This window comes from Streptomyces sp. NPDC051180 (assembly GCF_040689545.1).
Classification (GTDB): domain Bacteria; phylum Actinomycetota; class Actinomycetes; order Streptomycetales; family Streptomycetaceae; genus Streptomyces.
This window is the reverse complement of sequence record NZ_JBFBBC010000001.1, coordinates 594089-613434: the sequence shown is the minus strand read 5'-3', so window position 1 is coordinate 613434 and position 19346 is coordinate 594089. Positions and strand designations below refer to the sequence as shown.

Annotated in this window: 16 protein-coding genes; 11 read left to right on the top strand and 5 right to left on the bottom strand. The window is 73.5% G+C overall.

Translation table 11 applies throughout. The annotated features are described in order from the left end of the window. Window positions 1–178: 178 nt before the first annotated feature. Complete coding sequence (locus tag AB0424_RS02735) at window positions 179–388, top strand: hypothetical protein (protein WP_366301627.1); 210 nt, start codon at window positions 179–181, stop codon at window positions 386–388. A 160-nt stretch (window positions 389–548) separates the two neighbouring features. On the opposite strand, the gene AB0424_RS02730 is transcribed toward AB0424_RS02735, so the two are convergent. Then, window positions 549–1070: a hypothetical protein gene (locus AB0424_RS02730; RefSeq protein ID WP_366301626.1), complete on the bottom strand. Its 522-nt coding sequence runs from the start codon at window positions 1068–1070 to the stop codon at window positions 549–551. A gap of 514 nt (window positions 1071–1584) precedes the next feature. Here AB0424_RS02730 and AB0424_RS02725 point away from each other — a divergent pair. Then, on the top strand, window positions 1585–5025 hold the full coding sequence (locus AB0424_RS02725) for a phosphocholine-specific phospholipase C (protein WP_366301624.1): 3441 nt from the start codon (window positions 1585–1587) through the stop codon (window positions 5023–5025). Window positions 5026–5203: 178 nt separating this feature from the next. Here the strand turns inward: AB0424_RS02725 and AB0424_RS02720 are convergent, their stop codons facing one another. From AB0424_RS02720 to AB0424_RS02710, 3 genes are all read right to left on the bottom strand, one after another. Next, window positions 5204–5539: a hypothetical protein gene (locus tag AB0424_RS02720; RefSeq protein WP_366301622.1), complete on the bottom strand. Its 336-nt coding sequence runs from the start codon at window positions 5537–5539 to the stop codon at window positions 5204–5206. Window positions 5540–5663: 124 nt separating this feature from the next. Continuing rightward, complete coding sequence (locus tag AB0424_RS02715; RefSeq protein WP_366301862.1) at window positions 5664–7544, bottom strand: bifunctional serine/threonine-protein kinase/glutamate ABC transporter substrate-binding protein; 1881 nt, start codon at window positions 7542–7544, stop codon at window positions 5664–5666. A 324-nt stretch (window positions 7545–7868) separates the two neighbouring features. Continuing rightward, a complete protein-coding gene (locus AB0424_RS02710; protein WP_366301620.1) occupies window positions 7869–8501 on the bottom strand; it encodes a methyltransferase domain-containing protein in 633 nt (210 codons plus the stop codon). A 149-nt stretch (window positions 8502–8650) separates the two neighbouring features. On the opposite strand from AB0424_RS02710, the gene AB0424_RS02705 reads away from it, so the two are divergent. The 5 genes from AB0424_RS02705 to AB0424_RS02685 all read left to right on the top strand — a co-directional run bounded on the left by AB0424_RS02705 (window position 8651) and on the right by AB0424_RS02685 (window position 14322). Continuing rightward, the gene (locus AB0424_RS02705; RefSeq protein WP_366301618.1) at window positions 8651–9484 is read left to right on the top strand and encodes an MHYT domain-containing protein; all 834 of its coding nucleotides are present in this window, start codon (window positions 8651–8653) and stop codon (window positions 9482–9484) included. A gap of 88 nt (window positions 9485–9572) precedes the next feature. Continuing rightward, a complete protein-coding gene (locus AB0424_RS02700; protein WP_366301616.1) occupies window positions 9573–12866 on the top strand; it encodes a nitrate- and nitrite sensing domain-containing protein in 3294 nt (1097 codons plus the stop codon). Further along, a complete protein-coding gene (locus AB0424_RS02695) occupies window positions 12863–13297 on the top strand; it encodes a roadblock/LC7 domain-containing protein (protein WP_366301614.1) in 435 nt (144 codons plus the stop codon). Before AB0424_RS02700 ends, AB0424_RS02695 begins: the two co-directional genes overlap by 4 nt. 13 nt (window positions 13298–13310) lie before the next feature. Further along, on the top strand, window positions 13311–13727 hold the full coding sequence (locus AB0424_RS02690) for a DUF742 domain-containing protein (protein WP_366301613.1): 417 nt from the start codon (window positions 13311–13313) through the stop codon (window positions 13725–13727). Then, a complete protein-coding gene (locus AB0424_RS02685; protein WP_366301611.1) occupies window positions 13708–14322 on the top strand; it encodes an ATP/GTP-binding protein in 615 nt (204 codons plus the stop codon). The genes AB0424_RS02690 and AB0424_RS02685 overlap by 20 nt, the downstream gene beginning before the upstream one ends. 48 nt (window positions 14323–14370) lie before the next feature. Here AB0424_RS02685 and AB0424_RS02680 read toward each other — a convergent pair whose 3' ends face one another. Next, the gene (locus AB0424_RS02680) at window positions 14371–14796 is read right to left on the bottom strand and encodes a PPOX class F420-dependent oxidoreductase (protein WP_366301609.1); all 426 of its coding nucleotides are present in this window, start codon (window positions 14794–14796) and stop codon (window positions 14371–14373) included. Between the two features lie 152 nt (window positions 14797–14948). Here AB0424_RS02680 and AB0424_RS02675 point away from each other — a divergent pair, with 152 nt between their 5' ends. From AB0424_RS02675 to AB0424_RS02660, 4 genes are all read left to right on the top strand, one after another. After that, entirely contained in the window at window positions 14949–15359 is a 411-nt protein-coding gene (locus tag AB0424_RS02675; RefSeq protein WP_366301608.1) for a roadblock/LC7 domain-containing protein, read from the top strand. 184 nt (window positions 15360–15543) lie between these two features. Then, window positions 15544–16902 (top strand): DUF6397 family protein, encoded by a 1359-nt coding sequence (locus tag AB0424_RS02670; RefSeq protein WP_366301606.1) that lies wholly within the window; start codon window positions 15544–15546, stop codon window positions 16900–16902. 195 nt (window positions 16903–17097) lie between these two features. Further along, a complete protein-coding gene (locus tag AB0424_RS02665) occupies window positions 17098–18645 on the top strand; it encodes an ATP-dependent DNA ligase (protein WP_366301604.1) in 1548 nt (515 codons plus the stop codon). Window positions 18646–18696: 51 nt separating this feature from the next. Next, window positions 18697–19140 carry a hypothetical protein gene (locus AB0424_RS02660; RefSeq protein WP_366301603.1) on the top strand — a complete coding sequence of 148 codons (444 nt, stop codon included), beginning with the start codon at window positions 18697–18699 and terminating at the stop codon, window positions 19138–19140. Window positions 19141–19346: the final 206 nt, after the last annotated feature.

The window sequence follows — 19346 nt, the reverse complement described above, 5'->3', positions numbered from 1 at the left end:
ATGCGGCGCAGCCCACGACACGATCTCCGTGCCTGCCCAGCCTGGAGCAGCCACTGGCCAGATCCCGATTATCTGCCTCTCCCAGCGCCAGTCGCCTCGGCGTCGACGCGCTCGCCCGGCTTGCCGAGGGCCGCGTCGACGTGCCCGCGCTCCTCAGCCGCGTCACCGCGACCGCGTCGTGGATCTCGGTCCGTGGCTCGGCCCACTCTCCTACGGCCTCCGCACCGAGGCCGGCTCCTACTTCGTCAAGACAACCGGCTTCCCGAACGCCGCAGCCTCGCTCCGTCAGGCGCTCACCGTGCACCAGGCGGTGAAGCACCCGGTCAACATCCCCATCGCCCACAGCTTCACCACTGGCCCCGGCCTTGCTGTCGTGGCCCGACCGTGAGCGCCCTCACCGCCGCCTGGCGAACCACCACCGGGACGTGAGCCATCCACCGTCGGGCCGCGCCGGCAGCACGCGCGCGGCCGGCCCAACGGCGTTGCGAGGCCAGGGGAGCGGAGTTCCCCGAGGAAGGTTCCCCCGGGCCGCGGAGCGCTCCGGTTCGTCAGCGCAGCGTCTTGCTCCAGCTGCCGTTGACCTCGACCGCGTCCTCGTAGCCGTAGGAGCCGTAGAGGTCGCCTCCGGCACGTTCGAGGGCCAGGATGGGCTGACCCCGTCCGCTCGTCTTGCGGTAGACCACCACGAAGGACCCGATCATCGGGAAGTCCCCCAGGAACTGCTTGATGATGTTCCGGCAGGAGTGGCAGGGGCCCTTGTCCGTGACGAGCTGGATCTCACCCCCGGTGACCTGCGCCAGGATCTGGTTCAGGTACTGGTCATCCGGGCAGCCGAGCCGCTCCAGGACCATGTTGGCCAGAAGGTTGATCGTCTGCCGCTCCGGATCCTTGTTGTGCATGAAGTTGCCCGCGTTCGCACCCTTCGGGTCGGGCAGCCCGTGGTAGTAGGTGCTCCCGACCACGCTGGTGCCCGACGTGCGCTGGAGAGTTCCTTCGAGGTCGGGCCCCACGGTGAAGGAGAGCCGATACTTCAAGGTCGCCTGGTTGAGGTAGGCCGCTGCCGTGGTCACGCGTACTCCGTCCGCTGATGGGGCTGGATCCGGGAAGACCGTGACACACACCAATGAACAGTCAATAAACGGGCAGTTGAGGACCCCGCGACCCCCTGCGCGACCTCGCCCGCACCCGTACGGCCGTCTTCTCCGCCGGCTCCCGGGGGCACCGCCACGGGTAAAAGGGATGGCGGACGCCGGCGCCCGTGTCGTCATGCACGCCAGGCGCACCGAAACGGCACTCCTGAACGAGACGATCACGCTCACCGAGGCAGCGACCATGCTGATGCAGCGCCCCCCGCAACCGAACACGCCCGCGGTGCGGCCCGGTAGGTCAGCGGAGCCGAGCACCGTGCCGGGGTGACGGTGATGCGGCCGGCCACTGCCGCCCCGCCGGACTTCCCGGCCGTCCTCGGAAGCGTGATCATGGCTTTGACCTGCGGATTTCGTACGAGTCGCGAGCGTGAACAGTCGGCGAACCCCTGGCGCGATGGGTTTCGGTGGCGCTGCGCCACGCCCTAGCCTCCCCGCCATGTCCGACTTCTCACGCCGTAAAGTCCTCGGAACCCTCGCCGCCGGTTCCGCGCTCTCTGTCCTGCCTCCCTCCCTCCTGACGGCCATGGCCGCCCCGCTGCCCCGTGGTGGGCTCCGGGCCGTGGAGCACGTCATCGTGCTCATGCAGGAGAACCGCTCCTTCGACAACTACTTCGGCACCCTCAGAGGCGTCCGCGGCTTCGGCGACCGGCGGGCGCTGCGACTGCCCGACGGCGCGAGCGTGTTCGAGCAGCCTCGCTCCGGCGGGTCCTCCGTCCTGCCGTTCTCCGCAAGGCAGGCGGCGGTCGACGCCGGACGGCCCGAGGGCGACATCCAGTACCTCGGCTCGCTGCCGCACGGATTCAACGACGGCGTGCAGGCCCGCGCGAACGGCTGGTGGAACGACTGGATCGCCGCCAAGGGCCAGAGCACCATGGCTCACTACGACCGGCGCGACATCCCCCTCCAGTACGAACTCGCCGACCGCTTCACCATCTGCGACGCCTACCACTGCTCCGTCTTCGGCTCGACGAACCCCAACCGCAACTTCCTGTGGACCGGCACGACCGGGTTCGAGCCCAACGGCGGCGGCCGTGCCGTCACCAACGCCGCGTACTCCTACAGCCACGCCGGCTACGACTGGACCACCTACCCGGAGCGGTTGGAGGCCGCAGGCGTGTCCTGGCAGATCTACCAGGAATGGGACAACTTCACCGACAATGCGGTGGAGTACTTCAAGCCCTGGAAGCGGATCGGCCGGAAGATCCTCAGCGCCGCCGGGTTCGCCTACGCCACCACCGAGGAGTTCTACGACAAGCTGTGGGAGAAGAACGACAGCCAGCGGAAGGCGGACCTGGCCCGGTTCGAGACCGCGGTGGCAGCTCTCCCCGAGGACGAGCGTCGGCTTTTTCTGCGCGGTGCCCACCGCTCCGAACCGGGCACCCTGCTCACCCGGATCAAGGCCGACATCAAGGCGGGGACCCTCCCGAAGGTCAGCTGGGTGGTGCCCACGGCCGCCCTCTCCGAACACCCCAGTTCCTCCACGCCCGTCGGCAGCGCCGGCCTCGTCTACGACCTGCTGGACGCCATCGCCTCGGACCCCAAGACCTGGTCGAAGACCGCGCTGTTCATCAACTTCGACGAGAACGACGGCTATTTCGACCACGTCCCCGCCCCCACCGCCCCCAGGCCGGAGAGCGGCGACGGAGACGACTGGGTGGGCGGCCGTCCGGTCGGCCCCGGCCCTCGTGTCCCCATGACCGTCGTGTCCCCCTGGACGGTCGGCGGCTTCGTGAACTCGGAGCTCTTCGACCACACGTCGGTGATCAGGTTCCTGGAGAAGTGGACGGGGGTCCAGGAGCCCAACATCAGCGCTTGGCGTCGCAGCGTCTTCGGCGACCTGACCTCCGTGTTCGACTTCGACCGCGCCTACCGCCGGCCCGACGTGGAACGGCCCGGCGCGGTTCCGGCGCCGATCGGCCGCTGGAATCCGGTGCCTCCGGCGACGCAGGAACGGCCCGTCCAGGAGCCCGGGGTCCGCCCGACCCGGCCCTCCCCGTACCGGCTCGCACTGCGCGCCACCGTCACTGACGCCGAGGTCCGACTGGCGCTCGGCAACGAGGGCCGGCGGACCGCCGCGATCACCGCGTACCCGGGCGACGGGACCGCTCCGCGCGCCTGGACCGTCGCCGGCCGGGACAGCGCCACCGGCAGCCTGCCGTACGGCCCCGAGGGCTACGACCTCCAGGTGCACGGCCCCGGCTGGGCCCTGTGGGAGCTGCGCGGCGCCGGCGTCGGCGCCGAGGCGCATGTGGTGGAGCGCGCTCACGCCCGCCACGTGGACGTCGTGTGCACCAACCCCTCGAAGCGCACCCGGACCCTCCTGGTGGGCGAGTCCGTCCATGAGCGGCACGGAGAAGGCGGGGTCCAGACCGTCCGGCTGGCGCCCGGCGGGAAGCGGACCGTGTCCGTACCGCTCGCCCGGCACGGCTGGTACGACATCGTGGTGGTCGACGAGGACGACCCGCGCTTTCTGCGTCGGATGTCCGGCAGGCCCGCGGACGGCGGACGGGGCACCACGGACCCGGCGATCGGGACCGCTCCCGCGCTGGGCGTGTCGATCGACCTGCCCGAGCCGCTGCCTCCGCTGACCGCTCCTTTCGTGCAGGGCAGCCCCGCCGAGGTGGTGGTACGCGTACGCAACGAGGAGAAGAGCCGCCTGCGGGACCTGACCGTGTCGCTGCTGGCACCGGGCGGCTGGACGGTGAAGTCCTCCGGACCGGTCCCGCGCAGCCTGCCCGGCGGCGGTACCGCGGACCTGCGGTTCACCGTCACCCCCGCGGCGGGCGCCACCACCGCCTCGCTCACCGTCGCCGCCCGCGCCGAGGGCGACGGGCTGCTCCGAGTCGCGGACGCCCGGGTCCGGGCGGAGGTCGCCCGCGCGGTGAGCCTCACCCTGAGCGCGCCCGCGAGCTCCCCCGGCACCGACGGCTGCGCGCTGTCCCCGGAGAAGCCGCTGTCCGTGACGGCGACCGTCACCAACGCGGGGAGCGCTCCGCTCACGGCCCTGTCGGCCCGGCTGGAGGTGCCGGCCGGGTGGCGTGCCGAGGTGCCCGCCGGTACCCCTGCCTCGGTTCCGGCCCGTACGTCGGTGAAGGTGGTCTGGAAGGTCACCGCGCCCGCGTCGGCGGCCCGTACCTCGGCGACGCTGACGGCGACCGTCGGCGGGCGCACCGTAGGAGGCACGACGGTGGAGCAGACCGGGTCGCTGGCCACCCGGGTGGGGCCGGTGATGACCGGCTACCTGCTGGCCGAGGACTTCGAGTCCCTCGCCGACCGGCTGGCCCCCGCCACCGATCTGAGCCGTCCCGGGCTCCTGGGCTGGACGCGGACCGCGCCCGAGGGGTGGACGGTCACCAACGCGGCCGGGATGCCGCAGGGTACGGCGGAGCTCAACGGCTGGTCGTTCCTCTCCCGGCAGTTCTGGTTCCCGGCCGGCCAGGAACGCCAGGCGTTCAGCCGGTCCCTGGGCATCGTCGCCGTCGCCGACCCGGACGACTGGGACGACACGGGCAGCCCGTCCAGCCGTGGCACCTTCGACTCGACGCTGACGACGCCCGCCGTCGCGATCCCGGCGGGCACCCCGACGCTGCACCTGGGCTTCGACTCCCACTACCGGCAGGAGAGCCCGCAGGAGGCGGAGGTGACCGTGGTCTTCGACACCGGCGCCACCTCTCGGGTGCTGAACTACTCCAGCGCGGCCTCGGGGAACGACAACGGAGGCCGTGACCAGCAGAACCGTCTCGTCACCTCATCCTTCCCCGTGCCGGCCGACGCGCGTTCGGTGAAGGTGGCCTTCCGGGTCCACCGCGCGGGCAACAACTGGTTCTGGGCGATGGACAACATCAGGCTGAGTGCCTCGCCCATAGCCGACGCCTGACCGACTCCAGGCGCCGGCCCGGACCCCAGCCTCCCGCCCCTCAGAGGCGGGGCGGGGGCGAGGGTCCGGCGCCCGTCAGCCGAGGACGCGCAGAACCCGCACGTCGAGGGGCTCGGCCACGGAACTCAGGTCCGGCCCTCGCGCGCCGCCCGGAGTCCGCTCGCCGGGTCCCGCCCGGTCAGCCGTCGCCCGTGGTGCGCTGCGGCGACTCCCTCCGGAGCCCGAGCAGCGACCGCGCCACGGCGCTCGGCGACTCGTTCCGTTCCCGTGCGAGGGTGAGGAGGGCCCGGCAGGCGAGTTCGTTCACCCCGAAGGCGAGCATGCCGGGGGAGACCCGGCTCGCCGCCTCCTCCGCGCGCGCGGGGTCGTCCTCGGCGCACGCGGCCACGTAGGCGGCGGCCGCCTCGAAGAGGTTGTGTCCCTGCCTCGGGCGCGGTGGCGCCGGAGCGGCGGCCGCGGGCGTCCGCCGTGCGGAGGGGAGGAGTCTGCGCAGTCTTTCCGGTACTCGTGTCACGGCTCGCCGCCTCTCCCGGGCACGACTGCCCGGCATGTCCACGGTAGACAGTGAAAAGCCGTGACAGAAGGGCGCGTTGGCGTCGGAGATTTCCGAGTGGCGGCCGGTTTCGGCCGCTCGCGGGTCATTCCGGGTCGGGCGGGGTGTCCGTCCGCAGGAGTGGCAGGTTCTTGCGCACGGCCTCGGCCCAGGAGCCGTCGGAGACCATCTTGTCCAGGGCGGCCCTGACCTTGTCCGTGAGCGGGCTTCCCTTGCGCAGACCGACGCCGTACTTCTCCTCGGTGAGGCGGAACCCGGCGAGCTTGAACCGGCCTTCGAGGCCCTCCTGCGCCGCGTACCCGGCGAGCAGCGCGTCGTCGGTGGTGACCGCGTCGGCGACGCCCGACTCCAGGGCGTCGATGCAGCGGCTGTAGGTGTCGTACGTCATCACCACCGCCTGCGGGGCGATGAGCGTCCGGACGGTGAGCGCGGGGGTGGAGCCGGTCACCGTGCAGACCCGCCGGCCGTTGAGGTCCGACGGCCGGCTGACGGAGGCGTCGTCCGCGGTGAGCAGCACGTCCTGGTGGGCCACGAGGTACGGCCCGGCGAAGTCCACCTGCTGTCTCCGCCTGTCGTTGATCGCGTACGTGGCCACGACCAGGTCCACGTCGCCGTTCTCGAGCAGGGACTCACGGGTGGAGCTCGGCGCCTGCTTCCACGTGACGTCGGCGGGGTCGTGTCCGAGGGCGCGGGCGATGTAGGTGGCCACGTCCACGTCCAGCCCCGCGTACGTGCCGTCCGGCTTCTTCAGGCCGATGCCCGGCTGGTCGGTCTTGATCCCGATCGTGATGCCGGAGCTGCCGGTCGTGGGTGTGCCCGCCGTCCCCTTCGAGGGTGCGGATGCCGACGGTCTCTTGCCGCCGGCCTTGTCGGTGGCTCCGTCGTCGCCGCCCGCGTCGTAGAGGAGGTTCCAGGCGAGCACTCCGCTCAACGCCAGGGCGACGGCGCCGCCGGTGTACAACACGCGGCGGCGCTTCCCGTTCGCGGGCGGCGCCTGGATCGGCGTCCGTGGCGGCTCCGACGGCGGCGGTCCCGCCGGTGGTGCGAGGCGGTACGAGGTGGTGCCGGAATCCGCCGCGGCGGATTCCGCGTCCGTGCCGGCGTCGGCGGCCGGAATGGGGGTGGGCGAGGACTCGGCCTCCGGCCCGGGCTCGCCCCGGCCCTGGGGCGGTGTCGCCGTTGCCGTGATCCGTGCGTCCGCGGGGGACTCCGCGTCGGCGAGCATCCGGTCCAGCGTCTCGCCGTCCGGTCGCGCAGCCGGGTCGCGTACGAGTACCTCCGTGAGGACCCGGGTGAGCGGACCGGCCCGGTGGGGCGGGGGGACGTCCTCGCCGAGCACGGCGGCGAGGGTGGCCAGGGTGTTGGCGCGCCGCAGCGGATGGCGGCCCTCGACGGCCACGTACAGGGTCATCGCGAGGGACCACAGGTCGGCTGCGGGTCCGCCCTCCTCGCCGGAGACGCGTTCGGGCGCCATGTAGTCGGGCGTGCCGATGATCGAGCCGGCGGCGGTCAGGGCGGTCGCCCCGTGCACGGCCGCGATGCCGAAGTCGGTGAGGACCGGTGCGCCGTCGGGGCGCAGGAGGACGTTCGCGGGCTTGATGTCCCGGTGCTGGATCCCCATGGCGTGGACGGCGCGGAGCCCCGCGAGGATCCCCCGTCCCAGCGTGGCCGCCTCGCCCGGTGCGAGGGTGCCCCGGTCGAGCCGGTCCTGGAGGGAGCCGCCGGCCACCAGCTCCATGACGAGCCAGGGGTACGTTCCCTCGCCCTCGTCCACGATGTGATGGATGGTCACGACCTGCGGGTGCGCCACGCGCGCGAGGGCCCGTGCCTCCCGCAGGACCCGGACGCGCAGTTCGCGGGCGCCCTCGGGGTCGTACTCGGCCAGCGCCGGGTCCGGGGGACGTACCTCCTTGACGGCCACCTCACGGTGGAGTGCCAGGTCCCGGGCCCGCCACACGGTCCCCATCCCGCCGCCGCCGAGCCGGGCCACCAGCTCGAACCGACCGTCCACCACCCGTGCCACGCACCGCTCCCTCGCGACGACACGGCCCCCCTGCGGGTACGTGCCGAGTCCCGCGGAGTCGGACCGCGACCCGTCCCGACTCTGCCACATCCGGTCGGGGCGGGGGGCGTTCCTGAGATCTCCCGTCCCGACCGGTCAGGTGATCGATCCGGACGGGAGCGTCGTTGATCGGGCGGACGGACGGGCGGACGGACGGGCGGACGGACGGGCGGACGGGCGGGCGGACGGGCGGAGCGGGTGGCTCGGCGGGTGGGGTCCGTCGGCCGCTCAGCCCTGGCGGACGGCCATCGCCAGGAAGCGCGTGTCCTCGTCGACGTAACTGACGAGCCGCCAGCCGGCCTCGGCGAGAACCAGGCGCAGGCGAGGCTCGGCCCGCAGGTCGTCCGGGGTGATCCGCCGGCCGTGACGGGCCGCGAGGGCCGCGCGGCCGATCGGGTGAAAGAGGGCCAGCCGGCCGCCGGGGCGTACGGCACGGGCGAGTTCGCCCAGATCGGCGACCGGGTCGGCCAGGTGGGAGACGAGACCCGCCCCGAAGACCGCGTCGAGGGCACCGTCCCCCACGGGGAGCCGGCCGACGTCGGCGAGCATCAGCGTGGCGGTCCCGCCGGTGCCCTCCCGGCCTGTGCCGACGCGGACACCCCGTCCGGCGAGAACGGCCTGTTCGAGCATCTCGGGGGTGAGGTCGATCCCCAGGACGGTGCCGGTCGGGCCGACGGCGTCGCGGAGCGGCGGGAGCGCGCGGCCGGTCCCGCAGCCGGCGTCGAGCACGGCGTCTCCGGGGCGCAGGCCGATCTCGGCGACGGCGGCGGCGTACGCGGGTCCGTCGTCGGGGAACCGACTGTCCCAGTCGGCCGCCCGGACACCGAAGAACTCTCGTACGCGTGTGGGGTCATCGCTCATGTGCTCATGATTCCGTACTCGGAGGGGTGAAGCTTCTGCGTGCTCGTTCGAACTCGTCGCGATCGTTCGGAATCATCTCTCTGTCATATTCCGTCAGCTTTCGAAATGCGCCCCTGGTGCGCCCCCAGTGCGCCTAGCGTCCCTGAGCCATGGGACACCTGGACCACGCCACCTTCGGCTGGCTGACACCCGTGCTGTCGTACGCGATGGCCTGCACCGGCGCCGCACTCGGACTGCGCTGCACCGTCCGGGCGCTCGACGCCACCGGCCGATCACGGCGCAACTGGCTGCTCACCGCGGCCTCCGCGATCGGCACCGGCATCTGGACGATGCACTTCGTCGCGATGGTCGGCTTCGGCGTCGCCGGCACCGACATCCGCTTCGACGTCCCCCTCACTCTCCTCAGCCTGGTCGTCGCGATGGCCGTCGTCGGCGTCGGGATCTTCGTCGTCGGCTACGGACGGGACCGCCTGCGCTCGCTCCTGATCGGCGGGCTCACCACGGGCGTCGGCGTGGCGAGCATGCACTACATGGGCATGGCCGCCCTCCGTCTCCACGGACGCGTCACCTTCGACCCCGTCCTCGTCGGACTGTCGGTGGTGATCGCGGTGGTCGCCGCCACCGCGGCGCTGTGGGCGGCCCTCAACATCCACTCGCCGGTGGCGGTCGCCGTCGCCTCCCTGGTCATGGGCGCGGCCGTCACCAGCATGCACTACACCGGCATGTTCGCGGTGCGGGTGGAGGTGGCCCCGTCCGCGGAGGCCCTTCCCGGCGCCACGGTCATGCAGTTCATCTTCCCGTTCGCGGTCGGCCTCGGCTCGTACCTCTTCATCACCTCCGCCTTCGTCGCCCTCTCCCCGACGGCCAGGGAACGCGCGGCGTACGCGTCCGCCGGGCGGCTCACCGAACCCGACGAACGCGCGGTCGACGTCGCGCCCCCCGGATTCCGCACCGCCGAACCCGCGCGCACGCCCACCCCCTGATCCCGCGGCCGGCGCCCGCCCGCACCCCCGCACCGCCGCACACACGACCCACCGCACCAGAGCACGACCCAGCCGGAACGAGGAGGCCATGCGAACTCCGCGCAAGACCAAGGACGCCGAGGCGACACCGCCTCCGGCGGCCGCCCGCGGGCGGCGCGCACACGCCGGGCCGCCCGCAGACGAGGCGGGACGGCACGGCCCGGACCACCGTCCCGCGTCCGGCGGCCCGTCCGCCGAGGCATCGCGTCCGGCCCCCTCCGCGCCTTCGCACATCGGCCTGCGCCCGCGCACGGTCCGCGCCAAGATCGTCTCGCTCCTGATGGTCCCGGTCGTCTCGCTCCTCGCCCTCTGGGGATTCGCCACCGTCACCACCGCCCAGGACGTCGCCGCGCTCCGCCGCCTCCAGCGCATCGACTCGGAGATCCGCGAGCCCGTGGCGGCATCCCTCACCGCCCTGCAGGACGAACGGCGTGCCGCCGTACGGCAGGTCGCCGCGCCCGGCGCCGGCCGCGCCGCCGAGCTCAAGGACCGGATCCGCCGCACGGACGCGGCCGTGGGCCGGCTCCGCCTCGACGCCACCCACACCGTGGGGGACACCGGGGACCTGCCCGACGAGGTCGCGGCCCGCGTCGGCGCCTTCGTCGGCAAGGTCGACGGCCTCGCCGGGCTCCGCACCGCCGCCGTCGACGGACGGGCCGACTGGGACCAGGTGTACGAGGAGTACACCGCCACGGTCTCGGCCGCCTTCGCCGTCGGCGGTGCCCTCACCGGCGTCCAGGACACCGGACAGGGCTCCGACGCGCGCGTGCTCCTCGAATTCGGCCGCTCCGCCGAGATGCTCTCCCGCGAGGACGCCCTCCTCACCTCCGCCCATCTGACCGGCCACCTCACCGCCGAACGACTCCGTGCCTTCTCCGGCGCCGTCGAGACCCGGCGCACCCTCGCCGCGACGGCCACCGCCGACCTGCCCCCCGCCGCACGCGCCGCGTGGACCGACCTGGCCGCCGGCGGCGACCACTCCCGGCTCACCCGGGCCGAGGACAGGATCCGCGCCGCGAGCCCCGGCCGCCCCGCCGCCCAGGCGGTCACCTCCGACGACTGGGACGACACGCTCACGGCCGTACGCGGTGGTCTCGCCGGGATCGAGAGCGACGCCCGCACCGCGGCGGCCGACCGCACCGACCCCTTCGCCGTGGGATTCCTCAGCGCCGGCGGCGCGGCCGTGGCCCTCGGCCTCGCCGCGGTCGCCGCGTCCCTGGTCATCTCCGTCAGGATCGGCCGGGGACTCGTCGTGGAGCTGGTGAGCCTCCGCAACACCGCGCTGGGCATCGCCCGCCGCAAACTCCCCTCCGCCATGAGCCGCCTGCGGGCGGGCGAGGAGATCGACGTCGTGGCGGAGGCCCCGTCGGGTCCCGTCTCCCAGGACGAGATCGGACAGGTCGGCGAGGCCCTCACCACCGTCCACCGCGCCGCGCTCTCCGCCGCCGTCGAACGTGCCGAGCTCGCCAGCGGCATCTCCGGTGTCTTCGTCAACCTCGCCCGCCGCAGCCAGGTCCTGGTCCACCGTCAGCTCAACCTGCTCGACAGCATGGAGCGGCGCGCCGACGACCCCAACGAGCTCGGCGACCTCTTCCGACTCGACCACCTCACCACCCGCATGAGACGCCACGCCGAGAGCCTGATCATCCTCTCCGGCGCCGCACCCGGCCGGGCCTGGCGCATGCCGGTCGCCCTCACCAACGTCGTCAGGGCCGCCGTCTCCGAGATCGAGGACTACGCGCGCGTGGAGGTGCGGCGGCTGCCCGAGACGGCCGTCGTCGGCGGAGCCGTCGCCGACCTCACCCACCTCCTCGCCGAACTCATCGAGAACGCCGCCCAGTTCTCGCCGCCCCACACCAAGGTGCGCGTCAGCGGCGAACCCGTCGGCAACGGATACGCCCTGGAGATCGAGGACCGTGGGCTCGGCATGGGCACGGAGACCCTCACCGAGGCCAACCAGCGCATCGCCCGGTCCGAGGCACTCGACCTCTTCGACAGCGACCGCCTCGGCCTCTTCGTGGTCAGCCGCCTCTCGGCCCGTCACGACATCAAGGTCCACCTGCGGACGTCCCCGTACGGCGGCACCACGGCCGTGGTCCTGCTCCCGACCGATCTGCTCCAGGGTGCCCTGCCGCCGGGACACGGCACACCGGTGACCGGCGCGGGTCCCGAAGGCCCCCGCAAGGGGGGCGCGCACGCGGCCCCGCACCCGGCAGCCCCCCGTTCCCCCGCGGCCGGAGCGACGGGCAGGCCCGCCGCCGGACCGCGTACGGACGACGCGCGCGCCGCGCGGGAACGCGACGAGGCACAGCGTGCCGAAGCCCGCCGATTCGCCCGCCCGCCCGCGCCCCGAACCCCGCCCGGCGCCGCTCCGGCGGACGGCGGTCCCGCCGGCGTCGGCGGGACCCCCGTCCGGCCCGCAGGGCCCACCGGACCGGCCGCGGGACCCGTCGCGGTGCCGAGCCGTGGCACCCCGCCGGCCCCCGCCGGCTCACGACCCGGCGCCATCACCCCGCCGCACGGCCCCAAGCCGCCGTCCCCACCCCAGGTCGCACCCGCCCCGCGGCCGCAGCCGTTGCCCGGACCGACCGCCGTTCCCGCCCTCGGCGCGGGACAGGACACGGCACCCGCGCCCGCCGGGGTCACCGAACTGCGCCGCCGCGGTCCCGTCGTACCGGCACCGGCGGGGGAGCGGAAGCCGGGTACGCCCGCGGGCCGCGCCGGTTCCGCCGGTCCCGCCGTTCCGGCCGGGATCGACGAGGACGAGGCCGAACTGCCCCGCCGCGTACGGCAGGCGAGCCTCGTGCCACAACTGCGCGAGGCGCCGGCGCCCGAACCCGTCTTCGTCCCGACCGCCGCCGGCGCGGACACCCGCACCCCCGAACAGGTCAGGGACCGGATGACGGCCTACCGGGACGGCTGGCAGCGCGGGGGCGGCGCCGCCCCCGGCATCCGCCGCCCCCTCGGCTCCGGCTTCGGCGGGGACTCCGGCGCCGGTGCGGCCGACGGCCCGGTGACGACCACGGAGAATCCTTCCCTCACGGGCGGCCCCCCGACCGTGAACCGTCCGCCGACCACGGCCCGCCCGCCGACCTCCGACCGTCCGGGGGTAGCCGGACCGGCGACGGGGGCCGGGAGCGGCACGGACCCCCGCACGCCGCAGGGTTCCCGGACCGGGGCGCCGCCCTCCCCGTCCCCGCACGCGTACCCGGGCCCCTCGGCGAGCCCCTACCCGGGCTCGGCTGCGGAAGCGGCCCCGCACACGGACCTCGGCACCGTGCACCACCTCGGCCACGGCAAGGCCCCCCACGACGACCCCCGCACCGAAGGAGACGACGCATGATCGACCACGAGAGGATCTCCCACCACCGGTCCGGCGAGCTCGACTGGCTCCTCGACGACCTCGTCATGCGGGTCCGCGAGGTCCGCCACACCGTGGTGCTCTCCAACGACGGACTCGCCGTCGGCTCCTCCAGCGGCCTCAGCCGCGAGGACGCCGAGCACCTGGCCGCCATCGCCTCCGGCTTCCACAGCCTCGCCAAGGGCGCCGGGCGCCAGTTCCACACCGGCGGCGTGCGCCAGACGATGGTCGAGATGGACGACGGCTTCCTCTTCGTGGCCGCGGCGGGGGACGGATCCTGCCTCGCCGTGCTCAGCGCCGCCAGCGCCGACATCGGCCTCATCGCGTACGAGATGGCCCGCCTCGTCAAACGCGTCGGCGAGCACCTGCACACCCCGCCGCGGCTCACGGTGACACCGCCGGCCGCCGGCTGAACCGGGGGCACCGATGAACGACGACAGCACCCGCGACGGCCCGTCCACACCGGGCAGCCACTGGTACGACGCCGAGGCCGGACCGCTCGTCCGTCCCTACGCGATGACCGGCGGCCGCACCAAGCCCGGGCCCAGCAACGTGCGGTTCGACCTCATCGCCCTCGTCGTCGTGGACGACGACCCGCCGGGACCGGGGGACGAGGCCCTGCTCGGGCCCGAACACCGGTCCCTGCTCACCCTGTGCCGGGCCGAGACCCAGTCGGTGGCCGAACTCGCCGCCGACGCCGACCTCCCCGTCGGCGTCGTCCGGGTCCTCCTCGGCGACCTCCTCGAATCGGGCTTCGTACGGGTCAGCAGACCCGTGCCGCCCGCTCAGCTCCCCGACGAAAGAATCCTGAGGGAAGTAATCGATGGCCTACGAGCGCTCTGAGAGCAGCGGCGCGGGCGAAGCGGCGGACACCGCCCTCGCCCTGAAGATCCTGGTCGCCGGCGGCTTCGGCGTGGGCAAGACGACCCTCGTCGGCGCGGTCAGCGAGATACGTCCGCTGCGTACCGAGGAGCGGCTCAGCCGCGCCGGGCAGACCGTCGACGACACCGGGGGCGTCGACCAGAAGACCACCACGACCGTCGCCATGGACTTCGGCCGGATCACCATCCGCTCCGGGCTCTCCCTGTACCTCTTCGGGACCCCCGGGCAGGACCGGTTCTGGTTCCTCTGGGACGAACTGTCCCAGGGCGCCCTCGGCGCCGTCGTCCTCGCCGACACCCGCCGCCTGGAGGACTGCTTCCCGGCGGTCGACTACTTCGAGCACCGGAAGATCCCGTTCGTCGTCGCCGTGAACTGCTTCACGGGCGCGCGTACGTACGGCGCCGCCGACGTCTCCCGCGCCCTGGACCTGGACCGCGGCACGCCCGTGGTGCTCTGCGACGCGCGCGACCGCGACTCCGGCAAGGAGGTGCTCATCCGCCTGGTCGAGTACGCGGGACGGATGCACACCGCGCGGCTCCTGGACACCGTCGGCTGAACCCCGAGGATGCCCGGGGCCGCGGGCGCGCACCGCCCACGGCCGACCTCAGTCCGAGACGCCGCCTTCGGCGATCACCTTGTCGATCCGCACCCGGACGAGGAGTTCGCCGGGGACCGCGTTGCGCCGGCCGAAGGCGTCCGCCCGGTCCTCGCCCATGTAGCGGGCGGCGATGCGGGTGGCCCAACGCAGCAACTCGGCCGGTTCCTCAGTGATTTCGGCCCGTCCGCTCAACGTGACGAAGGCGAAGGGCGGGGTGTCGTCGTCGACGCACAGGGAGACCCGCCCGTCCCGCGCGAGGTTGCGTCCCTTCACCGTGCCCTTGCCCGTGTTGAACACGAAGTCGTCGCCGTCCAGCACGAACCAGACCGGTACGACGTGCGGACTGCCGTCGTCGCGCACGGTCGCCAGTTTGCCGGTGCGGGTGCCCGCGGACACGAAGGCCCGCCACTGATCCTCGGTCATCCTCGTCATGCCTCCCATCCTGCGGCACGCGCGGGCGTGGTGCGGTGCTTGCCCTGTTCACGACAGTGCGTAAGGCTTGCGGCGATACGGCGTACCTCGGAGGCGCGGGACCACGGGAAACGGGTCGACGGGGGACGAACCAACCAGGGGGAGGAACACTGATGGCGTTGGACAAGGGACTGGACTGGCTTCTCGACGACCTGACCCAGCGGGTCGGATCGATACGCCACGCGCTGGTGCTGTCGAACGACGGTCTGGTGACGGGCGCGAGCAACGGCCTCGCACGCGAGGACGCCGAGCACCTGGCGGCCGTCTCGTCGGGCCTCCACAGCCTGGCCCGGGGCTCGGGCCGGCACTTCCAGGCCGGGCGCGCGCGGCAGACGATGGTCGAGTTCGACGACGCCCTGCTCTTCGTGACGGCGGCGGGCGAGGGCAGCTGCCTCTGCGTCCTGAGCGCGGCGGAGGCCGACGTCGGTCAGGTGGCCTACGAGATGACCCTCCTGGTCAACCGCGTCGGCGAGCACCTCGGCGTGGCGGCCCGCCAGCCCGGACTGCCGGGCGGCGCGCTCTGACGAGAGCCGCGCTCTGACGGCGGGGCGTCGGAGGCCGGTCGGATTCCCGGTCTGAGCCTCTCCGCGTTGTCCACAGGCCGTTGTCCACAGGCCGTGCGGGGTCGATCACTCTGCGTTACGTTCTCGATGTGGATCCGAGGGATCCGCGGCAGGGAGAGAACCGACGCACGGGGAGGGCCGCAGGATGACGGTGGAAGAGGGAGCGCGCACGGTCGCGCCGGGGCGGGCGGCACAGGAACTGGAACTGAGGCGCGATGAGTTCCGGCTTGCCGTCCAGCTCGGCGTGGTCAGGACGGTGCCGACGGGCGAGGGCGGACGGAGGCGGGTCGAGCGGTCCGAGCTCGCCCGCCTCAGAGGAGCACCCGACTTCCCCGCCGGCCTGCGCGACCGTGTGCGCACGGTCGGTACGGGGGAGGCGGCCGCACTCCTGTCGATCACCCCGGAACGCTTCACGAGGCTGGCCCGTACGGGTCACCTGAGTCCGGTGCGGTTCGCGCTCAACCGCTACCGGGCGGTCGTGTGGACGTATCTCGCCGAGGAGGTCGCCGACTTCGGCGTCCGCTGGCCGAACCTCCTCACCGGCCGCCTGCCTCTCGACCTCCGAGAACGCCTGGCCGCGCACGAGGACCGGCGTCCCAGGAACTGGCGGGCCCGCCGCCTCGGCCTGCTGCTCCGTGCCACGGACGATCCTTGGGCCCGCGCAGCCGCCATCGCGTCGCTCCTCGACCCCGTCCAGGTGGCCGAGGTCGTCGACGACCCCTACGAGCGCGCCCACCTGGACCGGCTGCATCCGCCGCCGCCCTCCGGGATGCCGGTCGCGGCCGCGGCGCGGGAGGTCGCCGAACGACTCGTCCGCGCCGACGAACCGGACGAGATCCTCTGGCAGCGGATGAGCCTCGCGCTGGCCTTGGACGAGGCCCGAGCCAGGCGACAGGCGCCGTACCCCGGGGACGTGACCACAGGAGCCGGAGTCGGCGCACCCGCTGTGCCGGTCGCACCTGCCCTGACGGTGGCGTCCGTCGAGCCCGACGGGTTCGTGGACACGGTCTCGGCGTGGCTTTCGCCTGTGCGTGAGGCGAAGCGGACTCCGGCGCCGGATCCCGAGCCGGTGGGCGTACCCGTACCCGTGGCTGCGCCATCGGCATCCGTACCGACGGCGACGACCGAACCTCCTGTGCCTGTGCCTGTGCCTGCGTCGGCCGAGGGGTGGACCGACGGGTGGATCTCCGCCATGGGTCCCGGGCTGAGGATCAGGCGGGCGATGGATGCGGACGTCGGTGCCGCGCGGCGGGTCGTGGTGATTCCGCCCGCGCCCGCGGAGCCGCCGTCGCTTCCGGGTCCCGTGCCTCGGGAGGCTGATGCGGCGGACCTTGTCCGGCCGAGGCGACGGAACGCCCCCGACGCCGGACCTGGGCGTCCGTCGGGCCCCGACCGGCCGCCGGGTCGTGCGGAGCGGCCCAGGCTCCTCGATCGGCTTCGCCGAAGGAGGGAGGCGGGAGCGGGGCGGACCCGGCGTGCGAACGGCTCGGTGTCCTGGCCCTGAGAGCAGGGGCGCCGCTGTCGGCCGCCTGCACCCCGTTGCTCGCACCCGGCTGCCCGTACCGCTCGCCCGGGCGACGGAAGTCCGCCCGGGTGTCGGCGGCGGCTCATCGCGGTGAGGGGCCGGAGGGTCGAGGGAGCGGCGGGCGCGTCGGGGAGTCGGGGTGCGGCAGAGGCGGGGTGTGGGGAGGATGGCCCCATGCTGCTGGCCCGTGTGGCGGAGGTGTCCAGGGAGGTCGCCGCGGCTTCGGCGCGCTCCCGCAAGATCGCACTGCTCGCCGAACTGTTCGCGGAGGCGGGTCCGGACGAGAGTCCGCTCGTCATCGCGTATCTGTCGGGCCGGCTCCCGCAGGGGCGCATCGGCGTCGGATGGAGTGTGCTCAAGGACGTCGTCCCGCCGGCCGTTCCGCCTGCCGAGCGGCCCGGGCTCACGCTCGACCAAGTCGACGCCGCGATGACGGAACTCGCCGCCGTCGCCGGAGCCGGTTCCCGCGCCGAGCGGACCCGTCTGGTCCACGCGCTGTTCGCCGCCGCCGGATCCGACGAACAGGAGCTGCTGCTGCGGCTCCTCACCGGTGAGGTACGGCAGGGTGCCCTCGACGCCGTCGCGCTGGAAGGTGTGGCCCGCGCGGCCGCCGTGCCCGCCGCCGGGCTGAGGCGCGCGGTGATGCTCGAAGGCTCTCTGCCACCGGTCGCCCAGGCGGTGCTCGCCGAGGGAGCCGCAGCGCTCGAACGGTTCACCCTGCGCGTCGGCAGCCCGGTGCAGCCCATGCTCGCCCACACGGCGGGCTCCGTGTCCGAGGCGATCACGGCCCTGGGGCCCTGCGCGGTGGAGGAGAAGCTCGACGGCTTCCGCATCCAGGTCCACCGCCTGGGTGACGACGTCCGGGTCCACACCCGTTCGCTCGACGACATCACCGATCGTCTTCCCGAGGTGGTCGCGGCGGCCTTGGCCGTGGGGGCCGACCGGTTCATCCTGGACGGCGAGGTCATCGCGCTCGACCCCGGCACCGGGCGCCCGGTCGCCTTCCAGTCCATCGCGTCCCGGGTCGGCTCGCGCACGGACGTGGCCGGGGCGCACGCCGCCCTGCCGTTGACACCCGTCTTCTTCGACGTGCTGGCCGTGGACGGCGAGGGGCTCATCGACCGGCCCGGTCGGGAGCGGCACGAGGTGCTCGCCCGGCTTCTTCCCGCCGCCCACCGGGTGCGCCGCACCGTCGTGACCGACCCGGCCGACGCCGGGCAGACCGACGCGGCCGAGCGGTTCTTCACGGAGACGCTGGCCCGAGGGCACGAAGGGGTGCTCGTCAAAGCGCTGGAGGCGCCCTATGTGGCCGGGCGGCGAGGGCGCACCTGGCTGAAGGTGAAGCCCGTCCACACCGTCGACCTCGTCGTCCTCGCCGTCGAGCGGGGCCACGGTCGCAGGACCGGCCTGCTCTCCAACCTCCACCTCGGCGCGCGCACGGCCGACGGAGGGTTCGCCATGCTCGGCAAGACGTTCAAGGGACTCACCGACGAGATGCTGCGCTGGCAGACGGAGCGCCTGGGCGAACTCGCGGTGGAGGACGACGGGTTCACCGTGCGGGTGAGGCCCGAACTCGTCGTGGAGATCGCCTACGACGGACTTCAGCGATCGACCCGCTATCCGGCGGGCGTGACCCTCCGCTTCGCCCGCGTCGTACGCCACCGCCCCGACAAGCCGGCCTCGGAGGCCGACACCGTCGACGCGATCACCGGGGGCCGCTGACCGGAGGGCGCGGACCTCGCGGGACGGCGGCCCGAGAGGGATGCTGGAGACGTGGCACGAGAATCGCCCGGCACGACGACCACGTGGCACCACGAGCGACGGGCGGGCCGCGAGGAGATGAGCGACGTGTACGACTTGCACATCGACACCGACGTCACCGTGCAGCTCTGCGACTGCTGCCGGGAGGACGCCCAGGCCGTCTTCGACGTCCTCGACCGGGTCTACCGGCTGGAGGACATGGCCACGCCGAGCCCCCAGGCGGCCACCGGGCCCGCGCCCACCGTCTGGACGGCAACCTTCGACACCGCGGGCGGAGAGCGCCGGGACGTGGCCCCGACACCGCTGACCGGACTGGTCGGTGCCACGCTCACCGGTGGCTACCACGCGGTCGACGAGGTGCAGAAGGTGCTCGCGGCGGGCTTCGACATCCAGTCCACGCAGGCCGTCTCCGGAGACCAGGAGACCGAGGCCAGGCTGCTGCTCGCCTCCCGCTGACCGGAGGCACGGACACCCCGGACGGAACGGACGGGTTCCGCCCGGGGTTCACCTGTGCCCGTATGCTCATATGCCCACGTGTCCGCGTGTGGCCGGATTTCGCATGTCGCCTGCCCGGCGCCCCCTCTCGGACCCCGCCGATCTCCCCGCTATACACCGTGTGTAGAGTTCCTGTCGGTCGCGAGCCCCGCCCTGACCAGGCGGGC